We start from the raw sequence: 1,220 nt of genomic DNA on the forward strand, positions 1-1,220 counted from the left end.
TCAAAAGTGCGCGCCGGGCCAACGACATCGCGTGCCGACGGCCCGGCGCGCACTTTTGACCACCACCATCCATGAGGGAGGGTCTTTCATGAAGACACCTGTTCGAGTCGCTGTCACCGGCGCTGCCGGCCAGATCGCCTACAGCCTGCTGTTTCGCATCGCCGCGGGCGACATGCTGGGCCGGGATCAGCCCGTCATACTGCAGTTGCTGGAGATCCCGCCCGCCATGGACGCACTGAAGGGTGTTGCCATGGAACTGGAAGACTGCGCCTTCCCGCTGCTGGCCGGGATGACCCTGTCGGACAAGGCGGAAGAGGCCTTCAGGGATGCGGACTTTGCGCTGCTGGTGGGCGCCCGCCCGCGGGGACCCGGCATGGAGCGCAAGGATCTGCTGGAGGCCAACGCCCAGATCTTCTCCACCCAGGGCAAGGCGCTGAACGACGTGGCGAGCCGCGGCATCAAGGTGCTGGTGGTGGGCAACCCGGCCAACACCAACGCGCTCATCGCCAGCCGCAACGCCCCGGACCTGGACGCGCGCGCATTCACCTCCATGACCCGCCTGGACCACAACCGCGCGATCGCCCAACTGGCGGCCAAGACGGGTGCCGAGACCACCGACGTGCAGCGCATGATCGTCTGGGGCAACCACTCCGCCACCCAGTATCCGGACATCAGTCAGGCCACCGTGAAGGGCAAGGCGGCCCCCGACCTGGTGCCCAGGGACTGGTACGAAAAGGAGTTCATCCCCACCGTGCAGCAGCGCGGCGCCGCCATCATCAAGGCGCGGGGTGCCTCCAGTGCCGCCTCCGCCGCCAGTTCCGCCATCGACCACGTGCGCGACTGGGTGATGGGCACCCCGGACGGCGACTGGGTCAGCATGGGGATCCCGTCCGACGGCAGCTACGGCATCGAGGAAGGGCTGATGTACTCGTTCCCGGTCACCTGCAGGAACGGCGAGTACAGCATCGTGCAGGATCTGTCGGTCGACGAGTTCAGCCGCTCAATGATGCAGGCGACAGAAACCGAGCTCCGCGAAGAGCGCGACGGGGTGGCGCACCTGCTGCCGTAGTGCCCCTGCCCCCTGTCGCGGCCGCTGAAAAGCCTTGAACCACGAAGCGCACGAAGGACACGAAGCAAAAAACCAGAAAGCAGGTTTGTCTCGAAGTACAGGAAAGCCGGAAATCAAGTAGCCCGCCTATCTCACCACCGTTCGTAGCGAG

The 1,220-nt window shown here is 65.7% G+C and carries 1 protein-coding gene; it reads left to right on the top strand.

Annotated elements, in window-relative coordinates:
• Window positions 1–88 precede the first annotated feature (88 nt).
• Entirely contained in the window at window positions 89–1,069 is a 981-nt protein-coding gene (locus B1C78_RS16940; RefSeq protein WP_077280329.1) for a malate dehydrogenase, read from the top strand.
• Window positions 1,070–1,220: the final 151 nt, after the last annotated feature.

It is taken from the genome of Thioalkalivibrio denitrificans (assembly GCF_002000365.1).
In the GTDB taxonomy this organism is placed as follows: Bacteria; Pseudomonadota; Gammaproteobacteria; order Ectothiorhodospirales; family Ectothiorhodospiraceae; genus Thioalkalivibrio_A; species Thioalkalivibrio_A denitrificans.

Excerpts from the sequence above, each read along its gene's own strand:
- B1C78_RS16940 (WP_077280329.1), top strand. The coding sequence starts at position 89 with ATGAAGACACCTGTTCGAGTCGCTGTCACCGGCGCTGCCGGCCAGATC.